The 25,329-nt window shown below is 68.4% G+C and carries 28 protein-coding genes; 10 read left to right on the top strand and 18 right to left on the bottom strand.

The features are described from left to right. The first annotated feature begins 17 nt into the window (after positions 1 to 17). Genes ABGB08_RS18140 through ABGB08_RS18110 form a run of 7 tightly spaced genes read left to right on the top strand, consistent with a single transcriptional unit; the run spans position 18 to position 7,389 of the window. Entirely contained in the window at positions 18 to 3,002 is a 2,985-nt protein-coding gene (locus ABGB08_RS18140) for a BTAD domain-containing putative transcriptional regulator (RefSeq protein ID WP_347591693.1), read from the top strand. Positions 3,003 to 3,015: 13 nt separating this feature from the next. Continuing rightward, on the top strand, positions 3,016 to 3,351 hold the full coding sequence (locus ABGB08_RS18135; RefSeq protein WP_347591691.1) for a hypothetical protein: 336 nt from the start codon (positions 3,016 to 3,018) through the stop codon (positions 3,349 to 3,351). 48 nt (positions 3,352 to 3,399) lie between these two features. Further along, positions 3,400 to 3,981, top strand: coding sequence for a DUF389 domain-containing protein (locus tag ABGB08_RS18130; protein WP_347591689.1), 582 nt, complete (start codon positions 3,400 to 3,402; stop codon positions 3,979 to 3,981). A gap of 36 nt (positions 3,982 to 4,017) precedes the next feature. Continuing rightward, complete coding sequence (locus tag ABGB08_RS18125; RefSeq protein ID WP_347591687.1) at positions 4,018 to 4,908, top strand: ABC transporter ATP-binding protein; 891 nt, start codon at positions 4,018 to 4,020, stop codon at positions 4,906 to 4,908. Continuing rightward, the gene (locus ABGB08_RS18120; protein WP_347591685.1) at positions 4,905 to 5,771 is read left to right on the top strand and encodes an ABC transporter permease; all 867 of its coding nucleotides are present in this window, start codon (positions 4,905 to 4,907) and stop codon (positions 5,769 to 5,771) included. The genes ABGB08_RS18125 and ABGB08_RS18120 overlap by 4 nt, the downstream gene beginning before the upstream one ends. Next, on the top strand, positions 5,768 to 6,676 hold the full coding sequence (locus ABGB08_RS18115; protein WP_347591683.1) for an ABC transporter ATP-binding protein: 909 nt from the start codon (positions 5,768 to 5,770) through the stop codon (positions 6,674 to 6,676). The genes ABGB08_RS18120 and ABGB08_RS18115 overlap by 4 nt, the downstream gene beginning before the upstream one ends. Continuing rightward, on the top strand, positions 6,673 to 7,389 hold the full coding sequence (locus ABGB08_RS18110) for an ABC transporter permease subunit (RefSeq protein WP_347591681.1): 717 nt from the start codon (positions 6,673 to 6,675) through the stop codon (positions 7,387 to 7,389). The genes ABGB08_RS18115 and ABGB08_RS18110 overlap by 4 nt, the downstream gene beginning before the upstream one ends. A gap of 88 nt (positions 7,390 to 7,477) precedes the next feature. On the opposite strand, the gene glmM is transcribed toward ABGB08_RS18110, so the two are convergent. From glmM to rplM, 3 genes are read right to left on the bottom strand one after another with little or no spacing between them, the layout of a single operon-like run. Further along, a complete protein-coding gene (glmM, locus tag ABGB08_RS18105) occupies positions 7,478 to 8,809 on the bottom strand; it encodes a phosphoglucosamine mutase (protein WP_347591679.1) in 1,332 nt (443 codons plus the stop codon). A gap of 1 nt (position 8,810) precedes the next feature. Then, complete coding sequence (gene rpsI / locus ABGB08_RS18100) at positions 8,811 to 9,332, bottom strand: 30S ribosomal protein S9 (RefSeq protein WP_155351306.1); 522 nt, start codon at positions 9,330 to 9,332, stop codon at positions 8,811 to 8,813. 30 nt (positions 9,333 to 9,362) lie between these two features. Then, the gene (gene rplM, locus ABGB08_RS18095) at positions 9,363 to 9,806 is read right to left on the bottom strand and encodes a 50S ribosomal protein L13 (RefSeq protein WP_155361213.1); all 444 of its coding nucleotides are present in this window, start codon (positions 9,804 to 9,806) and stop codon (positions 9,363 to 9,365) included. Between the two features lie 371 nt (positions 9,807 to 10,177). On the opposite strand from rplM, the gene ABGB08_RS18090 reads away from it, so the two are divergent. From ABGB08_RS18090 to ABGB08_RS18080, 3 genes are all read left to right on the top strand, one after another. After that, entirely contained in the window at positions 10,178 to 10,906 is a 729-nt protein-coding gene (locus tag ABGB08_RS18090; RefSeq protein ID WP_347591676.1) for a CAP domain-containing protein, read from the top strand. A gap of 61 nt (positions 10,907 to 10,967) precedes the next feature. Next, on the top strand, positions 10,968 to 11,705 hold the full coding sequence (locus tag ABGB08_RS18085) for a hypothetical protein (RefSeq protein ID WP_347591674.1): 738 nt from the start codon (positions 10,968 to 10,970) through the stop codon (positions 11,703 to 11,705). 938 nt (positions 11,706 to 12,643) lie between these two features. After that, positions 12,644 to 14,443, top strand: coding sequence for a hypothetical protein (locus ABGB08_RS18080; RefSeq protein ID WP_347591672.1), 1,800 nt, complete (start codon positions 12,644 to 12,646; stop codon positions 14,441 to 14,443). A gap of 174 nt (positions 14,444 to 14,617) precedes the next feature. On the opposite strand, the gene truA is transcribed toward ABGB08_RS18080, so the two are convergent. The 15 genes from truA to secY form a co-directional block, all read right to left on the bottom strand. After that, positions 14,618 to 15,430: a tRNA pseudouridine(38-40) synthase TruA gene (truA, locus tag ABGB08_RS18075; RefSeq protein WP_347591670.1), complete on the bottom strand. Its 813-nt coding sequence runs from the start codon at positions 15,428 to 15,430 to the stop codon at positions 14,618 to 14,620. Positions 15,431 to 15,502: 72 nt separating this feature from the next. Further along, the gene (gene rplQ / locus ABGB08_RS18070) at positions 15,503 to 16,033 is read right to left on the bottom strand and encodes a 50S ribosomal protein L17 (protein WP_347591668.1); all 531 of its coding nucleotides are present in this window, start codon (positions 16,031 to 16,033) and stop codon (positions 15,503 to 15,505) included. A 94-nt stretch (positions 16,034 to 16,127) separates the two neighbouring features. Then, on the bottom strand, positions 16,128 to 17,144 hold the full coding sequence (locus ABGB08_RS18065; RefSeq protein ID WP_155351299.1) for a DNA-directed RNA polymerase subunit alpha: 1,017 nt from the start codon (positions 17,142 to 17,144) through the stop codon (positions 16,128 to 16,130). A gap of 122 nt (positions 17,145 to 17,266) precedes the next feature. Continuing rightward, positions 17,267 to 17,893: a 30S ribosomal protein S4 gene (gene rpsD, locus ABGB08_RS18060; protein ID WP_155351298.1), complete on the bottom strand. Its 627-nt coding sequence runs from the start codon at positions 17,891 to 17,893 to the stop codon at positions 17,267 to 17,269. Positions 17,894 to 17,981: 88 nt separating this feature from the next. Beyond that, complete coding sequence (gene rpsK, locus ABGB08_RS18055) at positions 17,982 to 18,386, bottom strand: 30S ribosomal protein S11 (protein ID WP_020542285.1); 405 nt, start codon at positions 18,384 to 18,386, stop codon at positions 17,982 to 17,984. A gap of 35 nt (positions 18,387 to 18,421) precedes the next feature. Beyond that, positions 18,422 to 18,802, bottom strand: a complete 381-nt coding sequence (gene rpsM / locus ABGB08_RS18050) for a 30S ribosomal protein S13 (protein ID WP_155351297.1) — start codon at positions 18,800 to 18,802, stop codon at positions 18,422 to 18,424. Between the two features lie 211 nt (positions 18,803 to 19,013). Beyond that, entirely contained in the window at positions 19,014 to 19,127 is a 114-nt protein-coding gene (gene rpmJ / locus ABGB08_RS18045) for a 50S ribosomal protein L36 (protein WP_003956441.1), read from the bottom strand. A gap of 41 nt (positions 19,128 to 19,168) precedes the next feature. Continuing rightward, positions 19,169 to 19,390, bottom strand: coding sequence for a translation initiation factor IF-1 (gene infA / locus ABGB08_RS18040; RefSeq protein WP_030451477.1), 222 nt, complete (start codon positions 19,388 to 19,390; stop codon positions 19,169 to 19,171). Between the two features lie 632 nt (positions 19,391 to 20,022). Then, positions 20,023 to 20,445: a hypothetical protein gene (locus tag ABGB08_RS18035; RefSeq protein WP_347591648.1), complete on the bottom strand. Its 423-nt coding sequence runs from the start codon at positions 20,443 to 20,445 to the stop codon at positions 20,023 to 20,025. A 77-nt stretch (positions 20,446 to 20,522) separates the two neighbouring features. Next, positions 20,523 to 20,663 carry a hypothetical protein gene (locus tag ABGB08_RS18030; protein ID WP_347591646.1) on the bottom strand — a complete coding sequence of 47 codons (141 nt, stop codon included), beginning with the start codon at positions 20,661 to 20,663 and terminating at the stop codon, positions 20,523 to 20,525. Between the two features lie 489 nt (positions 20,664 to 21,152). Then, complete coding sequence (locus ABGB08_RS18025; RefSeq protein WP_155361221.1) at positions 21,153 to 21,671, bottom strand: hypothetical protein; 519 nt, start codon at positions 21,669 to 21,671, stop codon at positions 21,153 to 21,155. 77 nt (positions 21,672 to 21,748) lie between these two features. Then, entirely contained in the window at positions 21,749 to 22,198 is a 450-nt protein-coding gene (locus tag ABGB08_RS18020) for a DUF1707 domain-containing protein (protein ID WP_347591644.1), read from the bottom strand. A 64-nt stretch (positions 22,199 to 22,262) separates the two neighbouring features. Beyond that, positions 22,263 to 23,078, bottom strand: coding sequence for a type I methionyl aminopeptidase (gene map / locus ABGB08_RS18015; protein WP_347591643.1), 816 nt, complete (start codon positions 23,076 to 23,078; stop codon positions 22,263 to 22,265). 108 nt (positions 23,079 to 23,186) lie between these two features. Continuing rightward, complete coding sequence (locus ABGB08_RS18010) at positions 23,187 to 23,840, bottom strand: adenylate kinase (protein WP_155361224.1); 654 nt, start codon at positions 23,838 to 23,840, stop codon at positions 23,187 to 23,189. After that, a complete protein-coding gene (gene secY, locus ABGB08_RS18005) occupies positions 23,840 to 25,153 on the bottom strand; it encodes a preprotein translocase subunit SecY (RefSeq protein ID WP_155361225.1) in 1,314 nt (437 codons plus the stop codon). The genes ABGB08_RS18010 and secY overlap by 1 nt, the downstream gene beginning before the upstream one ends. Between the last annotated feature and the right edge of the window lie 176 nt (positions 25,154 to 25,329).

Below are 25,329 nucleotides of genomic sequence, written 5' to 3'. Positions count from 1 at the left end.
GAGTCCTGTTCGTCCGAATGGATGTGAACTACGCGATCCTCGGCCGGCTCACGGTCCACCGCGACGGCGTGCCCGTGGACATCGGCGGACGCCGCCAGCAGGTGATCCTCGGGCTGCTCCTGCTCGCGGACGGAACCCCCGTGCCGTCCGACCAGATCGTCGATGCGATCTGGGGCACGCCCCCGCGCACCGCCAGAACCCAGATCCAGATCTGCGTGGGCAACCTCCGCAAGGCCCTGGGCCCGGTGATCGAGACCCTGCCCGGGGCGTACCGGCTGAACCTGGGCCACGACCGGCTGGACGCGCACGTGTTCGACAGCCTGGTAGTCCAGGCCGGCCACGCGCCCGACCCTCAGAAAGCGGCCGACATCCTGCGCACGGCGCTCCAGGAGTGGCGAGGCGAGCCTTTCGCCCACCTGGACAGCGCGCCCCTGGCCGCCGCCGCCCACCGCTACACCGAACGCCGCCTCCTCGCCTGGGAGCGCCGTTTCGACCTGGAACTCGAGCTCGGCCACCACCACGAGATCATCGACGAGCTCACCGACCTCACCGCCCGCAACCCGCTACGCGAGCACCTGACCGCCCAGCTAATGACGGCCCTCTACCGCTCCGGCCGCCGCCCCGAGGCCCTGGACACCTACCTGCACGCCCAGCGCCACCTCGACGACACCCTCGGCCTGGACCCCGGCGCCGAACTCCGCGACCTGCACCTCTCCATCCTCAACGAGGACCCCACCCTCTCCCCCCACCCACCCGCCCACCTGCCAGGACTCCCCGCCCCCACCCCCGGCACCCTGGTCGGCCGCACCGGCGACCTGACCACGATCGCCGCCCTGCTCGCCGCCCACCGCCTGGTCACCCTGATCGGCCCGCCCGGCGTCGGCAAGACCCGCCTGGCCCTGGAGGCCGCCTCCGCCGCCGACCCGCCCGCCGGGGTGGGCGTGATCTGGCTGGGCAGCGTGGAAACCCCCGACAGCGTGGCCCCCGCCCTGCTGACCGCCCTCGGCGCCCCCGGCGACCCGCACGGCGACCCGCTCACCGGCGTCACCCGCTGGCTCGGCCGCCGCCGCGCCCTGCTCCTGCTGGACAACTGCGAGCACCTGATCGCGGAGGTCCGCCGCGTGATCGCCGCCCTGCTGACCGCCTGCCCGAACCTCCGCGTCCTGGCCACCAGCCGCGAACTTCTCGGCCTCGGCGACGAACGGGTGCACCTGCTCCGCCCGCTGGACGTGCCCGCCACCGACACCCCCGAGGCGGTCGCGGCCTCCGGGGCCGGCCGCCTGTTCCTGGCCCGAGCACGCCAGATCGACCCCGAGTTCGAGGTGCCCGCCGCCGATGTGGCCCGCGTGTGCCGGGCGGTGGACGGGCTGCCGCTGGCGATCGAGCTCGCGGTCGGACGGCTGCGCGCGTTCTCCGCCGCCCAGGTCGCCGACCGGCTGGATCACCAGCTCGACCTGCTGGCGAGCACGCGCACTGGCCCCCGGCACCGGTCGCTCCGCGCCGCCGTGGACTGGAGCCATGTGCTGCTGAGCGAGACCGAGCGGCTGGTCTTCGCCAGGCTCGCGGTGTTCCGGGATGGGTTCACGCTGGAGGCCGCCGAGGCGGTGTGCGCGGATGACGGGCTGTCCGCGACAGCCGTACTGGATGGGCTTGGGACGCTCGTGGAGCGGTCGCTGGTGCTGGCCGAGCCGGGGTCGCGGTATCGCATGCTGGTGGCGCTCCGGCAGTACGCGGAGGAGCGGCTGGTGGAGCCCGAGGCCATCCGGGCGCGGCACGCGCGGTATTTCTGCCGGTTGGCCGAGCAGGCGAACGAGGAGCGGCGCGGCAGCCAGCGGGGGCACTGGCTAGGTGTGCTCCGGGAGGAGTACGCGAACCTGCGGGTCGCCACGGCGTGGACGCTGGCCGCCGGGGAGCGCTGCGTTGATTGCGATGCTTCGCATCGCGGTTCGGATGCTCAACCCCGGTGTCTTCCCTCGTCGCTCCGCTCCTCAGTCCAGACACCGGCGCATCCTCACGAGGTGGCGCTGCGGTTCGCGGCGGCCTTGTGCTGGTTCTGGCGGCACACCGCGATCGGGGAGGCGCTGGCCTGGTTGCGGCGCCTGCTGGAGATTCCGGATGGGCCGCCCGAGTTGCTGTCGCGTGCGCTGATCGGCGCCGGGTTCCTGTCGTTGCGGGCGTCGGTCGACGAGGCGGAGGGGTATTTCCAGGCCGCGCTCGACCTGGCCGAGAAGCAGGGTGCGGGAAAGTGGCAGGTGCTCGCGCTGTCGTGCCTGGCGTCGGTGAGCGTCTACCGAGGGGATCGGCGCGCGGTGGCGGAGTTCGGGGGCCAGGCGGTGGCGCTGGCCCGGACGCACGGCGAGCCCTATTCGCTGGCGCGGACGCTGATGGCGTGCGCGCTCACCCGGGGCCACATCGGCGACCTGGACAGCGTGGCCGCGGACCTGGACGAGGCGCAGGCGCTGTTCCGCGGTCTCGGGGACCGGTTCGGCGGGACCGAGGTCGAGGTGGCGCGGGCCGAGCTGGCCTGGATCTACGCCGACGCGGACGCGGTGGCGCGGGCCCTCGGCGCGGTCGAGGTGGCCGGTTTCCCACCGGCGGCGGTGGCGTCCTATTGGCTGAGCCACGCCTGGCTGGCTTTGCACGAGGGCCGCTATGACCAGGTTCCCGGCCATCTGCGGGAGGGATTGGCCGCGGTGCTCGACCAGCACGAAGGTCCCTACGCCGCCCAGCGCATCTTGGGTCCCGCGCTGGATCTAGCGGCGGCGCTCGCGGCGGCTCAGGATCGGCCGGTGCACGCGGCCATTTTGCTGCACGCCGCCGACGTCACGCTCACCTCCGGCGGCGCCTTCGCCGAACGCCCGCAGGTCCGCTGGGCGAACTCGCTGCGCGCCCGCCTGCGGGCCATCCTGGCGGAGGATTCCTACGCCTGGGCGGCCGCCCGGGGCCGCGCGATGAGCACCGCGGAAGCCCTCCGGTATGCCGGACTGCCCGTTCCGCCGTGAGTACTGTGTGCTCGTGCTCCATCTGCGTGTGATCAGCCCCCGGGAACACACCGACGCGGCGGTTGCCCTGCTGCGGCAGTCCCCTGGGCTGACCAACCTTGTCGTCCTGCCGGGCGTCGCCCAGGAACCCCCCGGCGACCTGCTGATGTTCGACCTCGCCAGGGAGGCCGCCAACGAGGTGATCGAACACCTCACCAAGCTGGGCATGTCGATCGCGGTCGAGAACGTGGATCTGATGTTGTCGGACGCCGCCGACCGGGCCGAACAGGAGGCGCCCGGCGAGGGTGAGGACGCGGTCGTCTGGGAGGAGCTCGCCCAGCGGGTGGACGACGACACCCGGATCACCTGAGCTTTCCTCACGTTTCTCGCCATCGCCACCCAGATCGCCGGAATCGGCGTGGTCGTCGGCTCGCCGATCCTGATCGTGGGCGCGATGGTGCTCGGCCCCGAGTTCGGCGCGATCGCGGCCATCTCCTTCGGCCTGCTGCGCCGCCGCCCCGACCTGATCGCCCGCGCGGTCCGCGCGCTGGCCGTCGGCTTCGCGGTCGCGATGGCGATCACTTTCGCCTGCGCCCTGGTGTCCACCTGGCTCGGCTGGATCGACGCCACCATGCTCGACAGCCACCCCGAAGTCGAGTTCATCGTAAAGCCCGATAAATGGTCATTTATTGTGGCGCTGCTGGCGGGGACGGCGGGGGTGCTCTCGATCACGGCGGGCAAGTCGTCCGCGCTGGTCGGCGTGTTCATCTCGGTGACCACGGTCCCGGCCGCCGGATACGCCTCGGTGGCGCTCGCGCTCGGCGCCTGGGGGGACGTGGGCGCGTCCGCGCTCCAGTTGGCCGTCAACATCCTCGGCATGATCGTGGCCGGCACCCTGACCCTGCTCACCCAGCACTACCTCGGCGCCCGCTACCACCGCGCCGTCCCGCTTACCCACCGAGGACGAGGGCGACGCGAGCAACCTCCTCCTTTTGACTGAGGCCACCCGGCTGGTCGGAGCGGTACTGTCCGGATCATGACAATCCTCGCAACCGAGGGTCTCACCAAGCGGTTCCCCCGCGTCACCGCGCTCGACCAGCTCACGGTCGCCGCCGGAACGGGCGTCACCGGCCTGGTGGGCGCCAACGGCGCGGGCAAGTCCACGCTGATCAAGATCCTGCTGGGGCTGCTCCCCGCCAGTGCGGGCCGCGCGTCCGTGCTCGGCATGGACTCGGCCGCGCAAGGCCTGGAGATCAGGCGCATCGTGGGCTACATGCCCGAGCACGAATGCCTGCCGCCCGACGTGTCGGCCACCGAGTTCGTCGTGCACATGGCCCAGATGTCCGGCCTGCCGCGCACCGCCGCCCGGGAGCGCGCGGCCGACACGCTCCGCCACGTCGGCCTGCACGAGGAGCGTTACCGCCCCATCGGCGGCTACTCCACCGGCATGAAGCAGCGGGTGAAGCTGGCCCAGGCGCTGGTGCACGACCCGAAGGTCGTCTTCCTGGACGAGCCCACCAACGGCCTGGACCCGCAGGGCCGCGACGAGATGCTGGCCCTGATCCGCCGGATCGGCAGCGAGTTCGGCATCAGCGTGCTGGTCACCTCGCACCTGCTCGGCGAGCTGGAACGCATCTGCGACCACGTCATCGTCATCGACGGCGGCCGGCTGCTGCGCTCCTCCGCCATCGGCGAGCTCACCCAGGTCACCCAGGCCGTCTCCGTCGAGGTCGAGGAAGGCTGGGAGCTGCTGGCCGGCCACCTCACCGAGGCGGGCGAGGCGGTCGCCGTGGAAGGCCGCCTGATCACCGTCCAGGTCCGCGCCGACGAGACCTTCGACGTGCTCAGAGACGCGCTCTGCGACCTGGACCTCAATCTGGTACGGCTGGAACAGCGGCACGGCCGCATCGAGGACGTGTTCAAGTGACCCAACCCACAGGTGTCATCCACGACATCGGCTATCGCCACTACGACGGCGTACGGCTCAGCCGGGGCTACGCCGCCACCGCGCTCGCGCTGCACAGCCTGCGCGGCGCCTTCGGCCTGGGCCGACCGGCCCGATCGAAGATCATTCCATTCCTGGTGGCGGCCACCATGCTGCTGCCCGCCGTGGTGTCCATCGCGGTGATGGCCCTGCTCAAGCAGCAGCCGCTGCCCTATACCGGGCTCGCGGTGACCATGCAGGCGGTGCTGGCGGTGTTCCTGGCCGCGCAGTCGCCGTACCTGGTGGCGCCGGATCTGCGGTTCCGGGTGCTGCCGCTCTACCTGTCCCGGCCGGTCACGGTGCTCGACTACGTGGGCGCCAAGTTCGTCGCGCTGACGGTGGCGCTGTTCCTGCTGATGGCCGTGCCGCTGACGCTGATCTACATCGGCGAGCTGCTGGTCGAGCTGGAGACCCCCGTGCACCACGGCGACTACCTGGCCGCGATGGGCGGCAGCCTGATCTTCGCGGTGCTGCTGGCGTCGATCGGGCTGGCGCTGGCCTCGTTCACGCCCCGGCGCGGACTCGGCGTGGCCTCGGTGATCGCCTTCTACATGTTCACGCTGGCCGCCTCGGCGGTGTTCTTCGGCGTGCTCCTGTCGGAAGGGCTCGACAACGCCGCCAAGTGGAGCATTCTCATCAATCCCTTCTTCCTGGTGGATGCCGTACAGGTGAATCTGTTCGGCACCGATCCCAGCAACGGCGAGGGCTATCCGCCGGGGTTCGGGCCTGCGGCCATCACCCTGGCGGTCATCGCGCTCGCGCTGTCCGCCCTGTTCCTGCGCTACCGGAAAGCCGCGGCCTCATGAGCGTGATCGAGCTGAAGCAGGTCTCCCGCTGGTACGGCAACGTGGTGGCCGTCAACGACGTCACCATGACCATCGGCCCGGGCGTCACCGGCCTGCTCGGCCCCAACGGCGCCGGCAAGTCCACCCTGCTGCACCTGATGGCCGGCTTCCTGGCCACCTCCGGCGGCACCGCCACCCTGGACGGCAAGCAGATCTGGCGCAACCACGAGATCTACCGCACCATCGGCCTGGTCCCGGAACGGGAGGGCGTCTACGGCTTCCTCACCGGCTGGCAGTTCGTGCGCTCCGCCGCCCGCCTGCACGGCCTGCAGGACGACGCCGCCGAGCGCGCCCTCGACCTGGTCGAGATGACGGCCGCCAAGGACCGCAGGATCGAGACCTACTCCAAGGGCATGCGCCAGCGCGTCAAGGTCGCCGGGGCGCTCGTGCACGAGCCGCAGGTGCTGCTGCTGGACGAGCCCTTCAACGGCATGGACCCGCGCCAGCGGCTGCACCTGATGGACCTGGTCAGGAAGCTGGGCGCGGCCGGGCGGACGATCCTGTTCAGCTCGCACATCCTGGAGGAGGTGGAGCGGGTCGCCCAGCAGATCGAGGTGCTGGTCGCGGGCCGGCACGCGGCCTCCGGCGACTACCGGGAGATCCGGCGGCGGATGACCGACCGCCCGCACCTCTTCCGGGTGCGCTCCAGCGACGATCGCCGCCTGGCCGCCGCGCTGATCGCCGACGCCTCCTCCGGCGGGGTGTCCCTCACCGCGCAGGGCCTGGAGGTCCGCACCGAGGACTTCCGCCGCTTCACCCGGCTGCTCCCCCGCCTGGCCCGCGACCTCAACGTGCACCTCTGGCAGGTGTCCCCCACAGACGAGGACCTGGAAAGCGTGTTCTCCTACCTGAGCGGGCGCTCATGAACTCCGTCGTGGCGTCCATCACCTACCGGGCGATGCTGGGCCGCAAGCGGATCTGGCTGCTGGCCGCGCTCCCGCTGGCCCTGATCGCCGTCGCGGTGCTGCTCCGCCTGATCGGCGGCGGCGACGAGAACACCGCCGTCACGCTCATGGAGAAGTTCGCTATCGGCACGATCCTGCCGCTGCTCGGCCTGATCGCGGGCACCGGCGTGATCTCCCCCGAGATCGAGGACGGCACGATCATCCATCTGCTGTCCAAGCCCATCTCCCGGCCGTCGATCGCGCTCACCAAGTTCGCGGTGGCCGCCTCGCTGATCGTGGTCTTCTCGGCCGTGCCGACATTCCTGGCGGCCTACCTGCTGATCGGCATGGAGGCGGGGGTGGCCTCCGGCTTCGCGCTCGGCGCGCTGTTCGCCGGAATCGCGTACGCGGCGGTGTTCCTGCTGGTGGGGGTGCTCACCAAGCACGCCGTCGTGGTGGGGATCATCTACGCGCTGGTCTGGGAGGGCGCGATCGGCGGGTACGTCCCGGGGGCGCGCAAGCTGTCGATCCAGCAGTGGGGGCAGACCCTGGCCGACCAGGTGTCGTCCTCGCCGTTCCTGAAGGCGGACGTGGCGCTCAGCTTCGCCGCGCCGGCCATCGTGATCGTGACGGTGGTCGCGGTGCTGTGGGCCGGTCAGCGACTGCGTGGGCTGTCGCTGACCGGCGATGAGTAACTATTAATTAGAAAGTCGTGATCTGGACAGCCGCGGCGGTGAGTCGCTGGTCGGCGGCTATGCGGCTGTCTATGGGACGGGTTTCTGATTAATCGCAGACCTGGCGGACGGTGTCCGCCAGGCGGGCGGCCACGGATTCGGCGTGGTCGTGCGACTGCGCCTCGACCATCACGCGGATCATCGGCTCGGTGCCGCTCGGCCGGATCAGCACCCGGCCGGTGTCGCCGAGCTCCTCCTCCGCCAGCGCCACCGCGGCCAGCAGCTCCGGATGCGCGGCCTTGTCCTTGCTCACGTCGCGGACGTTGACCAGCACCTGCGGGAGCTTGGTCATGACCGCGGCGAGCTCGGCCAAACTGCGGCCTGAGCTCACGACGGCGGCCAGCAGATGCAGCGAAGTGAGCAGTCCGTCCCCGGTGGTGGCGTGGTCGAGCATGATCACATGCCCGGACTGCTCGCCGCCGAAGTTGTAGCCGCTCTCCTGCATCTTCTCCAGCACGTAACGGTCACCGACGGCGGTCTCCACCACCGTGACGCCCGCCTCGCGCAGGGCCAGCTTGAAGCCGAGGTTGGACATCACCGTGGCGACCACCGTGTCCCGCTGGAGGCGGCCTTGCGCCCGCATCTCCAGCGCCAGGATCGCCATGATCTGGTCGCCGTCGATCTCCTCGCCGTCGCCGGTCACCGCCAGGCAGCGGTCGGCGTCGCCGTCGTAGGCGATGCCCAGATCGGCCGACGTGGCCACCACCGCCTTCTTCAACGGATCGAGATGGGTCGAGCCCACCCCGTCGTTGATGTTCAGGCCGTCTGGAGCGGTCCCAATGGTGTCCACCTGGGCACCCGCCCGGCGCAGCGCCTCCGGGGCGACCATGTGGGCGGCGCCGTGCGCGCAGTCCACCACCACCCGCAGGCCGTCCAGCCGGTGCGGCAGCGAGGTGAGCAGATGGGCGACGTAACGGTTGGCTTCCCCGTACGCCTCCCGGACCCGGCCCACGGCGGAGCCGACCGGGCGTTCCCACGGCTCGCCAAGCCGATCCTCGATCTCGTTCTCCACCGCGTCGGGCAGCTTGAAGCCACCCCGGGTGAGGAACTTGATCCCGTTGTCGGGCGCGGGATTGTGCGAGGCCGAGAGCATGACCCCGAGGTCGGCTCCCAGCGCTGGTGTCAGGTAGGCGACCGCCGGGGTGGGCAGCACACCGAGCCGGAGCACGTCCATGCCCGACGACGCGAGGCCGGCGACCACGGCGGCTTCCAGGAATTCTCCTGAAGCCCGCGGGTCCCGGCCTACGACGGCGAGCGGGCGGCTCCTCCCGGCGTCCCGGAGCACGTGCGCGGCCGCCACGGACAGGTCCATGGCGAGCTCGGCCGTGAGGTCGCGCCCCGCGACCCCACGTACCCCGTCGGTGCCGAAAAGGCGGCCCAATTTAACGCTTGCTGTACTGCGGAGCCTTACGAGCCTTCTTCAGGCCGTACTTCTTCCGCTCGGTGGCGCGGGCGTCCCGGGTGAGGAAGCCGGCCTTCTTGAGCGGGGGGCGGTTGGTCTCGGCGTCCAGCACGGCCAGCGCGCGGGACAGGCCCATGCGCAGCGCGCCGGCCTGGCCGGTCACGCCGCCGCCGTCGATGCGGGCCAGGACGTCGAACTGCTCCTCGGCGCCGAGCACCACGAAGGGCTCGTTCACGATCTGCTGGTGCACCTTGTTCGGGAAGTAGGCGTCCAGCGAGCGGCCGTTGATCGTCCACTTGCCGGTGCCGGGCACGATGCGGACCCGGGCCACGGCCTCCTTGCGGCGGCCGGTGCCGTACGAGTTGCCGGTGGTGACCGGCTTGCGCACGGGGGCGTCGGACGCGGGCGACGACTCGGTGGTGTACTCCGACGGGAACTCCTCGGCGGAGAAGTCTTCCAGCTCGCCCTCGACGAGCGTCTCGGTACCGGTGGTCTCAGCCACGGTTCTCCTCTTAACTTTCCTGGCTCGGCGTTACTGGGCGATCTGGGTGATCGTGAAGGGCACCGGCGTCTGGGCCTGGTGCGGGTGCTCGGGACCGGCGTAGACCTTGAGCTTCTTGACCATCTTCCGGCCGAGGGCGTTCTTGGGCAGCATGCCCTTGACGGCCTTCTCGACGGCGCGGTCGGGGCGCTTCTCCATCAGCTCGCCGTACGTGACGGACCGCAGGCCGCCCGGGTAGCCGGAGTGCCGGTACGCCTTCTTCTGCTGCAGCTTGTTGCCGGTGAGGGCGACCTTGTCGGCGTTGATGACGATGACGAAGTCACCGGTGTCGACGTGGTTCGCGAAGATCGGCTTGTGCTTGCCACGGAGCAGGACCGCGACGTGGCTGGCCAACCGGCCGAGCACGACGTCGGTCGCGTCGATGACGTACCACTGACGCTCGACCTCGTTGGGCTTCGGTGTGAACGTGCGCACGGCAGTGCCTTCTGTTGGATGTGAACTCTCGGTAGGTTGCGCAGGCACACGGCGACAACCTTCCGTCTCCACTGACTCACCCCCACGAGCGTGGGGAGGACCATTTACGGGAGATGACGCCGGACGCGCCGTGCATCAGTCAGCGAAGGACTGATCCACACACAACGAACTAGCAGACTACCGGTCTACCGGCCAAACGGCAAAACGATCAGCCCGAGTCGCGCGAGTCTAGGGCCTGACCGACCTGACTCGTCAATCCCGTCACCCTGTTCTCATTTTCAACACGCCAGGAAATCCCTATATTTGGCTGCGGAATGTCGCAGCCCCCTCACACCCGGCATACCCAATGGACGTCCCGGCGCGGGACGCTCTTGGGCCTTGTCGCATGCGTCACGGCGGTTCTGCTGCTCGGCATCGTGATCGGCCGCCTGACCATGACCCCGGCCGGCAGCGACGAGGTCTTCCTGCGCAACAACGAGCCGACACCGCAGGCCAAGGCGTCCACCACGCCGGCCCCGGCCAAGCGGCGGCACCTGTCCGCGCTCGCCCCGGTGGCCCGCGCCGTCACCCCGGACAGCGCCCCCGCCACCGGCCAGGCCGCCACCCCCGGCGAGAAGCCGCGCAACCGTTCGAACAACATGATCGACGGCTCGTACGGCGGCGACCAGACCAGCACCCACAACGGCGACGAGCTCTCCTCCTCCGACGGCGGCTCCCTGGTCGCGCTGGAGAACGAGGTGGTCGCCCTGGTCAACGCCGAGCGCGCGAAGAAGAACGGCTGCGTCCCGCTCCGGATCGACCAGCGCCTGGTCCAGTCGGCCAGGACCCACTCGGACGAGATGGCCGCCTCCGGCTCCTTCGTGCACGAGTCCCCCAACGGCGCCACCCCCTGGCAGCGCATGGCCCGGGCCGGTTACCAGCACGGCGGCGCGGAGAACATCGCCCGCGGCTACCAGACCGCCCAGGAGGCCGTACGCGGCTGGATGGCCAGCTCCACCCACCGCGGCAACATCCTCAACTGCCGCCTCACCGCCACCGGCGTCGGCGTCACCCTCGGCCCGGAAGGCCCCTGGTGGACGCAGGACTTCGGCTACCCCTGACGGCACTGACGGTATTCCTGACCGGTCCGCATCTGATGGGATAGGCGGCTAATCTCAGGCCATGGGTTCCCGCGACTACCCGACATCCTCCCTCTGGCGCCCCCCGGTGATCATCGCCGCCATCGCCATCGGCCTGGTCCTCGTCGTGGCCGTCACCTTCTGGGTCTCCGCCAGCGGCGAGAAGGCCCCCGAGGCGAACGCCACCCCGAAGGCGACCCCATCACTCCCCGAGGGCCCCACCGGCCAGTACGGCTACGCCGCGGCCCGCAAGACCGACCCGAAACCCCTCACCGCCAAAGAACTCTTCGGCAAGACCAAGTTCACCAGCGAGGGGCGGACTTACCAGCGAACCACCCACAAGTACGACAAGGTCTGCAAGGGCGCCATCTCCGGGGCGAAACTCGAGAAGGCGCTCAAGGACGCGGGCTGCAACCAGCTCATCCGGGCCAGCTTCCGGGACGCCAAGGGCCTGGTCATCGGCACCGTCGGGGTCGCCAACCTGAAAACCTCCGCGGGCGCCAAGAAGGTCGCGAACGCGGGCGCCGGGGCGGAAAGGAAGGACTTCCTCAAGCCGCTGCCCGGCAAGGACGAGTTCAGCAAGTTCCTCGGCCAGGGCGAGGCGTACGCGGGCGGCTGGTATCACGGGCACTACGCGGTGCTGCTCTGGTTCCAGTTCAAGGACGGGCACAAACCGAAGAAGTCCGAGCTCAAGCGGCTCAACCAGGCCGCCGTGGACATCACCAACCTGACCGTTTTCGCGGCCCTGGACACCCGTTCCATCAGCGGCGTCCCCTCCTGAGGGGCTCGGGAGCCCTGCGGAAACGCCCATAGCGGCACGCCGATCTCGTCTGCGCCGATACGCTTCCGCCTATGCGTGGCCAGGATCCGGGTTCCGAACACGACTACGACCGCAGCGGTCCCGCGGCCTCGGCGGTCCCTCCGCCGAGCTTCGGGCAGTCCGGTCGTGGCGACGACCTGCAGTTGAACGTGGGCTCCCCGTGGCGCCCCGGCTACAGCTGGTTCGCGGCGCCGATCCGGGAAGACGACATGACGTGGTCGCCCTCTGCTCCGGACGTGGCCGGGCCTGTCGTGGAGTCCGCGCCCGCCAGGAACCATGACCCGGCATGGCCGTCCTCCGTCCCGGACGTTGCCGGGCCTGTTGTGGAGAGCGCGTCCAGCCGGAATGACCTGTCATGGCCGTCCTCCGTCCCGGAAGCCCCCGGGCCTGTCGCAGAAACCGCGCCAACCGCATGGTCGTCCGTCCCAGAAGCTCCCGGGCCCGTCGCAGAAACCGCGCCAACCGCATGGTCGTCCGTCCCAGAAGCTCCCGGGCCCGTCGCAGAAACCGCGCCAACTGCATGGTCGTCCTCCGTCCCGGGAGCTTCTGGGCCCGCGGTGGAGGCCGCGCCGCCGGTGATTCCGGGGGTTCCGCCGTGGCAACCGCCGCCCGCGTTCACCGCGGCAGCCGCTGGGATGCAGGTGTGGCCCGGCGCGAACGACTCCGCCGATCAGCCCGTCTGGCCCGCTGCCACTGGCGAGTCGATGGGCGACCCCGTCGGATGGCCGCCTCCGACCGCGCCTTCATCTCCGGCTTCGCCTCAACCTTCGCCCGCATCCGCGTCTTCATCCTTGCCCCCGTCCGAGCCGTCGCCCCCGCACTCGTCCGGCTACTCGTCCTCGCCCTCGTCGGAGCCTCAGTCCGAGTCCCCCGAGGCTTCCAGGTCGGGGCTGCCATTATTGCCCGAGTGGCCCGAGAGCGCCGCCGTCGAGGCGGAGGCTGAGGCGGTGCAGGAGCCGGTCCGGTCTGGTGAGCGCGGGGACGTTCCGGTCTGGCCGCCGCGCCTGCCCGGCGAGGCCGTGCACGACGAGGATGCCGAGGGCGACGATCCTCCGGTGGTGCCCCGGCACTGGCCGCCCACCGAGAACCCCGGCCCGACCCTGCGCCCGTGGTCCGCGCCCGGCCGGTTGCCCGCCACCTCGGAAAACGAGCCGCCCGGGGAGACACTGCCGCCCTCCCCGGAGCCGGATGCGCCAGCGTGGCCGTCGGCGGTAGGCGCGCACGCGAGTTCCGAGCCCACCATTACCGAACCGGCCGTCTCCGAAGCCATGTCCACCGAAGCCCTGGCCACCGAGCCTGCCGCGCCCGGCACTTCGGGTGCCTTCGAACCGGAGCCGGTCGGGCAGCAGTGGCCTAGTTTCGGTTCCTGGCCGTCCGTTCCCGAGGCTCGGGTGGCGGAAGCCGTACCGGCGGAGGAGCTGGCGGACGGGGCCGAAGAATCGCATGAGGTCATCCCGGAGACGAGCGCCGGGGTGCCGTCCTGGCCCGAAGCACGCCCCGAAGACCAGAACATCCCGCACAGCCAGAACATCCCAGACAGCCAGGGCACCCCGGGCAACCTGCACAGCCAGGGCAGCTCGGACGGCCAAGGCGGCTCGGACGGCCAGGGCAGCCTGGAGGGCCCGGACGGTCAGAGCGGCAGCCCGGACGAGGCTCAGGCGGATGAGCGGGATCAGGTCACCCTGCCTGGGGAGCGGGAAGCCGGGCTGACCTGGCCCGCCGAGTCCACCGAATGGCCGCCAGGCCCGGGCAGGTGGCGTTCCGCGGTGCCGATGCCGCCACCGGCCGAGGAAACCGTGGCCGAGACCACGATCCCGCGCCGCGAGGTGATGTTCCCGGTCACCGACTCGACGCCCCCGCCGCTCCGGCGCATTCACGGCGAGAACACCCCGGCCGAGGGCATCGTCCTGCCGCCCGTACCGCAGCAGCAGGCCGTCCGCCGCCAGCAACTGCCTCCTCCGGCCAAAACCGAGGAGCGTTCGTCCGGCGGCGCGGGCCGCAAGGCGGTGCTCGCGCTCTGCTCGGTGATCGTGGTGGGTGCGATCGGCACCGCGGCCTACTTCGCCTACACCGACGCGGGCGACCCGACCACAGCCGGAAAAGCCCCCACGGTCACCGGCGCACCCGCCGTCTCGGCCGAAGCCCCCGATCCCGCACCCGTGACAGCGGCCGTACTGGACTCAGAAGCCACCGACCCCCGCAAACTCACCCTCGCCGAAGCGTTCCCGGACGCCCGGATCAGCGTGGACGGCCGAACCTTCCGCCGCGTCAAGGTGAACATCACCGACAAGTGCGAGGAGGCCGCCGCCGGCGCCTTCGCCGAGGCCCTCGCCCAGCAACAGTGCCGCCGAGTGCTCCGCGCCACCTACGTGGACAACCGCAAGCAGTACGCGGTTACAACCGGCATCGCCGTCCTCCCCACCAAAGAAGCCGCCCTGGTGGTCGACAAAACCAAAAACCTGGGCGGCAACCTCTGGTTCCGCGGCCTGGACGGCGACCCCGACACCGGCGCCGACCGGGTCTCCATCTCCGGCGGCTACGCGGCAGGCATGGTCTGGGGCCGCTACATCGTCTTCAGCTACGCCACTTACGCCGACGGCCACACCCCAGTCGAAAAGGAAAAGGACCTCGGCCCAGTCAGCGGCGCCTTCCGCGATCACACCGCCGAAATAATAGAAAAACGCATCGCCGACTCTTAGGGCCCGCAGCGAACCAACCTGCGTGCTCACCAAGTGTTCGCCGAGGCCAGAGGCCTGAAATCTATGTTTGCGGGCTCTGACAGGGCGCGCTACAGACTGCCGCTCTTGGTGCCGGTGCGGCGAGAAGCGCCGCCTGCGTGAACGACGCCGGATACCGGCGACCTGCTCATTCCATTAGGTGTTCGCGGCGAGATCGCGCACTCGTCGGGTTTGCCGTGCTCGTAGGGCCAGTTCGGCGTCTGGTGGGTAGCGGACTTCTTCCAGGGTGAGGCCGAGAGCGGGTGCCACGTGGATGCCGGAGTCGCGTTCTGCGCGGGCTAGAGCTTCGGCGGGCCATTCGACTGGGCGGCGGCCCTCGCCGACTGCTAGGAGGGAGCCGACCAGGGCGCGGACCATTGAATGGCAGAAGGCGTCTGCGACGACCGTGGCCAGGAGCACGCCGTCGGGGGCACGGGTCCAGTCCAGGCGCTGGAGTTCTCTGATCGTGGTGGCGCCTTCGCGTTTCTTGCAGAATGCGGCGAAGTCGTGTTCGCCGAGGAGGCGGGTGGCGGCGGCGTTCAGCAGGTCTACGTCGAGTGGGCGGTTGTGCCAGTAGATGTCGCGCCGCCGTAGCGGATCCACGCCGCCGGGGGCGTCCGCGACGCGGTAGCCGTACCGGCGGGAAAGGGCGGAGAAGCGGGCGTCGAAACCGGTAGGAGCCACGGACAGCCGATGAACTCTGACATCTAGGCTCAATACCCCGGCGAGGCGCCGCAACAGCGCAGGGAGCTCCACGTCGGCCTCCAGGTCCACGTGCGCGACCTGGCCGCGCGCGTGCACTCCGGCGTCGGTGCGGCCGGCTACCGTCAGTGCGGGCGCCGGATCCACCCGGAGAATTCGGCCGAGCGCCTGCTCGATCTCGCCCTGCACGGTCCTGCGGCCCGGCTGTCGCGCCCATCCGGAGAAATCCGTGCCGTCGTACCCCAGATCCAGGCGCAACCTGACCATCGGATCCTCTCCCATCAAACAAACGGGTCCGGCGCCCTGAGCGGACACCGGACCCATCAAGAACCTGAAATATCAGGCTTCGTCCTTCTTGGCCTCGGGAGCCTCGGCGGCTTCCGGAGCCTCGGTGGTCTCAGCGGCGGCCTCAGCAGAAGCCTCAGCCGTGGCCGGAGCCTCCTCGACCTCCGCGTCGGCCTTCGGAGCGACCTGCTCAGCCGGAGCCGCCTTCGCGACCTTGACCGGGTTCATCGGCTCGGTCACCAGCTCGATGATCGCCATCGGGGCGTTGTCGCCCTTCCGGGGACCGATCTTGGTGATCCGGGTATAGCCACCGGGACGCTCGGCGAACGTCGGGGCGATCTCCGCGAACAGGTGGTGAATGACACCCTTGTCGCGGACGATCGTCATGACCTGGCGACGGTTGTGCAGGTCGCCCTTCTTCGCCTTGGTGATCAGCCGCTCGGCCAGCGGGCGGAGCCGCTTGGCTTTGGCCTCGGTGGTACGGATCCGGCCGTGCTGGAACAGCTGAGTGGCGAGGTTCGACAGGATCAGCCGCTCGTGCGCCGGGCCACCGCCGAGGCGGGCGCCCTTGGTGGGCTTGGGCATGGAATGCTCCTTGGAGATAACCCGCCCCGGCCGTATCAGGTACCGGGGTCGGGCCGATCGGCGAGCCGATCGTTCTGTGAATTCCTAGTGTCGATTAGTACTGCTCGGTCTCGATGAAGCCGCCGTCCTCATCGTCGTACCCACCGCCGGCGACCGCGGTGGGGTCGAATCCGGGCGGGGAGTCCTTGAGGGCGAGGCCCATCTCGTGCAGCTTCTGCTTGACCTCTTCGATGGACTTGGCACCGAAGTTCCTTATGTCGAGCAGGTCCTGCTCGCTGCGCGCCACGAGCTCACCCACGGTGTGGATGCCCTCGCGCTTGAGGCAGTTGTAGGAGCGGACCGTCAGGTTCAGCTCCTCGATCGGCAGCGCCAGATCGGCGGCCAGGGCCGCGTCGGTCGGCGACGGGCCGATGTCGATGCCCTCGGCCTCGACGTTGAGCTCGCGGGCCAGGCCGAAGAGCTCGACGAGGGTCTTACCGGCCGAGGCCACCGCGTCGCGGGGCTTCATGCACGGCTTGGTCTCGACGTCGAGGATCAGGCGGTCGAAGTCCGTGCGCTGCTCGACACGGGTGGCCTCGACCTTGTAGGTGACCTTGAGGACTGGGGAGTAGATCGAGTCGATCGGAATGCGCCCGATCTCCTGGCCCGGCTGCTTGTTCTGCGCGGCGGAGACGTAGCCGCGACCGCGCTCGACGGTCAGCTCCATCTCCAGCTTCGCCTTGCCGTTCAGCGTGGCGATGTGCAGGTCGGGGTTGTGCACCTCGACACCGGCCGGGGGCGCGATGTCGGCGGCGGTGACCTCGCCAGGGCCCTGCTTGCGCAGGTACATGACCACCGGCTCGTCATGCTCGGACGAGACGACCAGCGCCTTCAGGTTCAGGATGATGTCGGTGACATCCTCCTTGACCCCGGGGACGGTGGAGAACTCGTGCAGCACGCCCTCGATGCGGATGCTCGTGACGGCCGCGCCCGGAATGGACGACAGCAGCGTGCGGCGGACCGAGTTGCCGATGGTGTAGCCGAAGCCCGGCTCCAGCGGCTCGATGACGAACTTGGAGCGGTGCTCTTCGAGAGATTCCTCGACGAGGCTGGGACGCTGTGCGATAAGCATGCGTTTTCTCCTCTTTCACGGCGACGCCCGCTATTTGACGCCGCTCGCCTACAACCATGATGCCGCACGACCCGCGATGCGCGGGCCGTGCGGCAAAGACAAGCTTTACGCGAAGAAAAGCTTTACTTCGAGTAAAGCTCGACGATGAGCTGCTCCTGGACCAGCGTGTCGATCTGCTGGCGGACCGGGAGCTGGTGCACGAGGATGCGCATGGCCTCCGAGGAGACCCCCAGCCACGCCGGAACGGTCTTGTCCCCGGCGGTGGCCCGAGCCACCTCGTACGGCAGCAGGTTGCGCGACTTCTCCCGCACCTCGACGATGTCGTGCTCGCGCACGCGGTACGACGGGATGTCGACCTTCTTGCCGTTCACCAGCACGTGCCCGTGGCGGACCTGCTGGCGGGCGGCGTCGCGGGACTCCGCGAATCCGGCGCGGTAGACCACGTTGTCGAGACGGCTCTCCAGGATCTGGAGGAGGTTCTCGCCGGTCTTGCCGGACTTGCGGTTGGCTTCCTCGTAGTAGTTGCGGAACTGCCGCTCGAGGATGCCGTAGATGCGGCGGGTCTTCTGCTTCTCCCGGAGCTGGAGCTGGTACTCCGACTCCTTGGGACGGCCTCGGCCGTGCTCACCCGGCGGGTAAGGACGGATCTCGATGGGGCATTTCGCGGACTCGCACTTCTTACCCTTGAGGAAGAGCTTGGTCTTCTCCCGACGGCAGAGCTTGCAGTCCGCACCCGTGTAACGAGCCATTGTTCTCTATCTCCTGGTCAGACGCGGCGGCGCATCATGAGCGCAGACGGACGGCAACCGTGAACGGCGATTGCGCTCGCGGAGGCGGTCACACCCGCCTCCGCTTCGGCGGACGGCAACCGTTGTGCGGAACCGGGGTCACGTCCTGGATGGACCCGACCTCGAGCCCGGTCGCCTGCAGCGAGCGGATCGCGGTCTCCCGGCCGGAGCCAGGGCCCTTCACGAAGACGTCGACCTTGCGCATGCCGTGCTCCATGGCCCGGCGGGCGGCGTTCTCGGCCGCCATCTGCGCGGCGAACGGGGTGGACTTACGGGAGCCCTTGAACCCGACGTGGCCGGCGCTGGCCCAGGAGATCACGTTCCCGTTCGGGTCGGTGATCGAAACGATCGTGTTGTTGAACGTGCTCTTGATGTGGGCGTGCCCGTGAGCGACGTTCTTCTTTTCCTTGCGGCGCACCTTCTTCGGTGCGCCCTGGCGGCTCTTCGGCGGCATTTAAAGCGCTTCTCCTGGAATGTGGCTGCTAAGGACTACTTCTTGCCCGGCTTCTTCTTACCGGCCACGGTCTTCTTCTTGCCCTTGCGGGTACGCGCGTTCGTCTGCGTCCGCTGACCGTGGACAGGCAGGCCCTTGCGGTGCCGGATGCCCTGGTAACAGCCGATCTCGATCTTGCGACGGATGTCCGCCTGAACTTCGCGACGGAGGTCGCCCTCGATCTTGAAGTTCGCCTCGATGTAGTCACGCATGGGCACGAGCTCGGCGTCGCTGAGCTGGTGCACGCGCAGGTCACCGCTGACGCCGGTGGCCTTGAGGATCTCCAGGGCGCGGGTGCGACCGATTCCGAAAATGTAGGTGAGAGCGATCTCCAGCCGCTTGTCGCGGGGGAGGTCGACGCCAACCAGGCGAGCCATGGTCGGGCATTCTCCTTCGTTTGGGCGGAGGTCCTGCGCCTCACTTCCCCTCCCCATGCCCGGGGTGAGGGCCCCGGCCTCCGACCGGGGGTCGCCCGCGCGGTTCGCCCTCCGAAGAGGACGCCTACGCGAGTGTGACGCGCGTTTACTTTTCAGCCCACATGCGTCGAGTCCGCCACCCTGGGCGGACTCATGAGGGCCGTTTCCGCGACTAGCCCTGGCGCTGCTTGTGGCGCAGGTTGTCGCAGATCACCATGACGCGACCGTGCCGGCGAATCACCTTGCACTTGTCACAGATCTTCTTGACGCTCGGCTTGACCTTCATAGTCCTTATTCGTTCCTCAGACGGTCACCCGGGAGGGCGACCTACTTGTACCGGTAGACGATCCGCCCACGAGTCAGGTCGTAGGGGCTCAGTTCGACGACAACCCGGTCGTCAGGAAGAATCCGGATGTAGTGCATCCGCATCCTCCCGCTGATGTGGGCCAGGACCTTATGGCCGTTGTCAAGTTGCACCCTGAACATCGCGTTCGGGAGCGACTCAACCACAGTGCCCTCGATCTCGATGGCGCCGTCTTTCTTGGCCATGTCCCTCGCGTTTCACTGATCGGTCGTCTGAGGCTTCGGAACACTAATCAGCCGCGACCTTTCCGCGCTTCCAGAGAGCGGCAGCCAGCCAGGCCGCCTTGCGCAAAAGGTCATAGTGAACCGACAAAGGAGTGTACGACAACCCGCCGAGGAAAGCGAAACGATCGCGCATTCCCTCGTGTTCTGCGGAGCCAGTACACAGCCGTCTAATAGCTTACCTCAGTCCACGAGCTACCCGTACCCACGCACCCAGCCCTCTGCCTCCCCTCGGGCTCCGCCCGCCCCAGCCATCCCGGTGGTCACCTGGATGAGATCCCAGCTTGACCCGGGTGGTTCTCCCACCCACCTTTGTTTTCCCTCGGGCTCCGCCCGCCCCCGCCAACTCCGTGGTCGCCCCAATGAAGCGGCAGCTTGACCCGGGTGGGGTTCCCCACCCGCCCAGCCCTCTGTTTCCCTCGGGCTCCGCCCGACCCCGCCATCCCCGTGACCGCCCGAACGAAGTGACAGTCTTGACCCGGGTGGGTTTCCCCAGCCCGTTGTTCCCCTCGGGCTTCGCCCGGCCCGCCGTCCCCGTGGTCGCCCAGACGAAGCGGCAGTTGGATCCGGCTTGTCGGCCCGGATGGGCACGTGGTTCAAGTCCTACGGCGCCTGCGCACCACAACCGCCACCACGCCGCCGAGCGCGAGGACCGCGCCAAGCAGCCAAGGCACCCGGCCAGCGCCCCTGGAGCCCGCCGCGCCAACGGTGAACTCACCCGTGAACGGGCCGCCCGCGCAGTAGACGTACACAGTTTTCAGACCGCTGGCGGAGTACGGGCTGAGCTTGGCCGTGCCGTGCCACCTGGACCCCGACCGGGTCAGCGTGGTGTAGGCGGCGAACGCCGAGGAGGTGGCGGTCACGCTGGGGGCCGCGCTGGAGCAACTGGACGTGGCGACCTGAACGATGCCACCGGGCGCGACCGAACCAGGCGAGATCGTGACATGCCGGGTATCCGGGATGGCGGCCGGGAACAGCAGCGCGGCGGCCAGGACAGCTGGCGCGAAATACCCGGACATGTCCCTCCCCTGGCTCGATGGAGATCATCTACCCGGGGACGAACCGAGCGAGGGCGCGGAAGCGGCAAAGAGTCCGTCTAACCCGGGTCGATGCCGACGATTCGGCGGGCGTGCATGCTGCTGTAGCCCTGGTGCATGAACTGGAAATATCCCACCCGTTCACGGGTCAGTTTCTTCCGCCCTTGTGGTTTGCGGTCCATACGGATCTCGAAGTCCATCGCATCTCCTCAGATGGGTACTGCGACAACCACTAGAACCCACGGGAGAACTACCCGGATCAAGATGGCACTTCATCCGGGCGACCACGGAGATGACGGGATCGGGCGAAGCCCAAGGGGAACAACGGGCTGGGGAAACCCACCCGTGTCAAGCTGCCGCTTCATTCGTGCGGTCACGGGGATGGCGGGGGCGGGCGGAGCCCGAGGGAAACAGAGGGCTGGGCGGGTGGGGAACCCCACCCGGGTCAAGCTGCCGCTTCATTGGGGCGACCACGGAGATGGCGGGGGCGGGCGGAGCCCGAGGGAAAACAGAGGGCTGGGCGGGGGGGGTACAACCACGGCAACAGCCGAAGCGGGCGAAGTTCCGGCAGGACAAACAGGTGAAACAGCCGGGCATGCGGAAAGCGGGGCCCGTCCCGAGATTTACGGGCCCCGCTGGATTTAGGGATTACCCCCCGTTACACACGACTCAGCTCGAGTCAGGGCGCTCTAGAAAGCGTCGCCCCAGTTCCCGCAGTCCTCGAAGCGGCTGTCGCCCTCGCAGACCTTGATGTCGAAGTCGTCGAACTTGCCGGACTTGAACTTGAAGAACTTGTTGAACTTCAGGTGGTTCTTGGTCTTGCCGAAGTACTTCTCGTGGTAGCCACTGCCGTCGTGGTACCGGTACCACACGTAGGAGTACTCGTTGTCCCGGTCACGGTCGTACAGGTCGCCGTAGAACCAGTAGTAGCCGTCCTTCTTGTACCAGTAGCCCTTGAAGTAGGAGCGGTGACCGAAGTCGTCGTCCTCGCTCGGGTGCCACTTGGAGTAGAAGTTGCCGAAGAAGTGCTTCGAGGGGGCCGACGCCGAGGCGGCGGCAGCGGGAGCGGCGGCCGCGTTGGCCGCGGGGGCGGCCAGGGCGCCGGCGGCGAGTGCGCCGGCGAGCGCGGTGCCGACCATGATGCTGCGAATGTTTCGCACGATGTCCTCCAGGGAGACCACTCCGGGATGCTGCTCATCTCCGGACATCGCTCACGTTATGAAGCATCAAGCGTTCGTTCTGTGGACGAATACGCATAACCCCCCGAGGGTGCACAACGGCACATTCAGGATGGCTCCCGCCGATTGCCACCCGCCGCCGCGGAAAGCGTGCCGAGCAGCAGAACCACACCCCACGGACCCATCACCCACAGCGGCCACGGATACACGGGCCCATCCGAGGTGGTGCTCACGATCAGCCAGATCACCCAGTTGATCGAGCTGGCGAAGGCCCAGATCGCCCAGTTCGCGCGCAGTTCCTCCCGGGCCTTCTTCGGGTCCTTGCGCGACTTCGGGCTCGGCTGAGGCGTTGTGGCGGACAGCGTGTGCAGATCGGTCGCGGGCAGATCCGAAGTCACCTTGGCCAGTTCGCCGTACGTGCGGCTCTTGTAGACCTGCTCCAGGCGCTCGTTGAACTCGTCCACATCGAGGCGGCCATCGACCATGTGCTCGCGCAGCGCGGCCGCGACCCGCTCCCGATCGCCGTCGGAGGCCCGCATCTCGGGGCTAGCCACCATAGCCATCTCCTCGCTCTGCGTAATAAACCCCATTATGTACGGTGAAAGCCGCCCACCGCGGCCATCATTCGCGCGACCTCAACCGGGACTCCCCGCCATCCAGCGCCGTCAGCACCCACGGCCCACTCTCGGTCACCGCCACACTGTGCTCGAAATGCGCCGACGCCTTCCCATCCAGCGTCACCACCGTCCAGTCGTCGGCCAGCACCCGGGTCTTGTCCGTACCCAGATTGAGCATCGGCTCGATGGCCAGGCACATGCCGACCTCCAGCCGCGGCCCCCGCCCGGGACGCCCGTGATTGGCCACCCACGGATCCATGTGCATCTCGGTGCCGATCCCATGCCCGCCGTACTCGTGCGGGATCCCGTAGCGGCCCTGAGAGCGCGCGTAACGCTCGATCTGATGGCCGATGTCGGACAGATACCCCCCAGCCCGCAACGCGCTGATTCCGCGCCACATGGCCTCCTCGGTGACCCGCATCAGCTCGGTCAGCTTCGGATCCAGCTCCTCCGCAGGACCCACCGGCACCGTGATCGCCGCGTCCCCGTGCCAGCCGTCCAGGATGGCCCCGCAGTCGATCGAGATGATGTCCCCGGCGCGCAGCTCCCGCGCCCGGCTCGGGATGCCGTGCACCACCTCGGCGTTCACGGAGGCGCAGATGGTCGCGGGAAAGCCCTGGTAGCCCTTGAAGGACGGCACGGCGCCCGCGTCCCTGATCGCCTTCTCGGCGATCACATCCAGATCCAGCGGCGTCATGCCCGGCTCGACGGACTCACGTAGCAGTTCGAGCGTGCGGCCCACCACCAGACCGGCGGCGCGCATCCCGCGCAGCTGCTCCGGCGTCTTGATCTGGATCCCGTGCCTGTTCTTCTTCAACACCTACAGCACCCCCTGGGGTGGTTTTCGTGAATGTTCCCGCAAAATGACCGAACGCCACCCCACGGTATGGGGTGGCGTTCTCGGTCATCGGTTGGGCCGGTCCAGCGCCTAGTCGGCGAACCGGCGAAGCTCCGACATCGCGCGCTGGGTGACCTCCTCGACCGGACCGGTCGCGTCCACCCCGCGCAGAATGCCCTCGTCGGCATAGAAGCTGATTAAAGGAGCGGTCTGCTCCTGGTAGACCTCCAGCCGGTGCCTGATGGTCTCCTCGCGATCGTCGTCGCGCTGGAACAGCTCGCCGCCGCAGGCGTCGCAGATCCCGTCCACCTTCGGCGGATCGAAGTCCACGTGCCACACCTTGCCGCAGGATCGGCAGGTACGGCGGCCCGCCAGGCGGCGGACCACCTCGTCGTCGTCGACCACCAGCTCCAGCACCAGGTCGAGCCCGATGCCGAAGTCGGCCAGCATCTTCTTGAGCACCTCGGCCTGGGCCACGTTCCGAGGGAAGCCGTCGAGCAGGAAACCCTCCTGCGCGTCGTTCTCCGCCAGCCGATCGCGAACCATCGCGATCGTCACCTCGTCGGGGACCAGGTCCCCGCGATCCATGAATCCCTTGGCGAGCTTCCCAAGTTCCGTGCCCCCCGAGACGTTGGCGCGGAAAATGTCACCTGTCGAGATTTTCGGGATCGACAGATGCGATGCGATGAACTGGGCCTGCGTCCCCTTGCCCGCTCCGGGGGGCCCGACCAGGACGACGCGCACTATCTCAGGAAGCCCTCGTAATTACGCTGCTGGAGCTGGCTCTCGATCTGCTTGACCGTGTCCAGGCCCACACCCACCATGATCAGAATGCTGGTTCCTCCGAACGGGAAGTTCTGGCTCGCCCCGGCCAGCGCCAGCGCGAAGATCGGGACCATGGAGATAGCGCCCAGATACAACGAGCCTGGCGCCGTCAACCGGGTGAGCACGTAGTTCAGGTACTCAGCGGTCGGCCGGCCCGGACGGATGCCCGGAATGAACCCACCGTACTTCTTCATGTTGTCGGACACTTCAACGGGGTTGAAGGTAATGGACACGTAGAAGTAGGTGAAGAAGACGATCAGGAGGAAGAACGTGGCCATGTAGATGGGGGTATCCCCCGTGGCCATGTTCTGCGCGATCCACTCGACCACCACGTTGGGCGTGGTGCTGTTCGCGAACAGCGTGACGACCAGCTGCGGCAGGTAGAGCAGCGAGGAGGCGAAGATAACCGGGATGATGCCGGCCTGGTTGACCTTGAGCGGGATGTAGGTCGAGGTTCCGCCGTACATCCTGCGGCCGACCATACGCTTGGCGTACTGCACGGGGATGCGGCGCTGCGCCTGCTCGACGAAGACCACCGCGGCGACCATGAAGACGCCGACGATCATCACGATGACGAACGTGAACCAGCCCTTGGTCCGGAAGATGTTCATCAGCTCGGACGGGAAGACCGCGATAATCTGGGTGAAGATGAGGATGGACATGCCGTTGCCGACACCACGGTCGGTGATCAGCTCGCCCAGCCACATGATGACGGCGGTGCCCGCGGTCATGGTGACGACCATGGTGACGACGGTGAAGATGTCGTCGTTCAGGAGCACCGGGAGATCAGCGCTGTTCTGGAACAGCTGCCCCGATCGGGCCAGCGCCACGAAAGCCGTCGACTGGAGCACAGCCAGCCCGATGGTGAGGTAACGCGTGTACTGCGTGATCTTCGCCGTACCCGCCTGCCCCTCCTTCTTCAGGGCTTCCAGTCGGGGAATGACGACGGTCAGCAGCTGCAGGATGATGCTCGCGGTGATGTACGGCATGATGCCGAGCGCGAACACCGAAAGTTTCAGCAGCGCACCGCCACTGAACAGCTGCACCATCCCATAGATGTTGCCCAGTTCACCCGCCTGCGCCTGTTCAAGGGCGACACGGACGTTTTCAGCGTTGACACCGGGGGTCGGAAGCACCGAGCCGAGTCGGAACAACGCGATGATGCCCAAGGTAAAGAGCAACTTCTTGCGCAGGTCCGGAGTACGGAATGCCCGGGTGAGAGCGGTTAGCACGGTCCCTCCTGCGCGCCTAAGACGCGTTACGGTCAGCGATGGTCCGGGGGTCGTCCATCAGTCAGGTCTTCAAGTACGAACTGCACAAACTGTACGGGTGGACAGCGAACGAACCCCACTGTCCAGCGAACTCTAACGCACTACGGGCGCGGAGACTCATTCCGAGCCTCCGCGCC

The organism is Acrocarpospora sp. B8E8 (assembly GCF_039871605.1).
GTDB lineage: Bacteria > Actinomycetota > Actinomycetes > Streptosporangiales > Streptosporangiaceae > Acrocarpospora > Acrocarpospora macrocephala.
Note: the sequence above shows the minus strand (reverse complement) of the source record. Positions and strands in the feature narration are given on the sequence as shown.